Origin of the sequence: Aneurinibacillus aneurinilyticus ATCC 12856 (genome assembly GCF_000466385.1) — a bacterium.
Lineage (GTDB): Bacteria > Bacillota > Bacilli > Aneurinibacillales > Aneurinibacillaceae > Aneurinibacillus > Aneurinibacillus aneurinilyticus.
Window position 1 is genome coordinate 29,149 of the sequence record NZ_KE952818.1, and the last position, 238, is coordinate 29,386.

Below are 238 nucleotides of genomic sequence, written 5' to 3' on the forward strand. Positions count from 1 at the left end.
ACCTGAGTTTGTGTCGCATTGGTATCTGCTGCTACAGTCTTAGCATTCGTCAGGGCTGTTCGCAGTGTCGACCAGCTATCTGATGTATAATCTGCTTCTTTTAACCCTTCAGCTTCTTTAATTTTTGCGTTTAATTCTGCTTTATTTACCACTTGATCCTTTTTCACTAGTTTATTTAATGCTGTGGTTAGTGCTGTGACTTGAGCATTCACCTGAGTTTGTGTCGCATTGGTATCTG

At 40.8% G+C, this 238-nt stretch carries 1 pseudogene; it reads right to left on the reverse strand.

Features of this window, described 5'->3' with window-relative positions:
• Nucleotides 1–238, reverse strand: a pseudogene (locus tag HMPREF0083_RS28765) (FIVAR domain-containing protein); the annotation flags it as partial.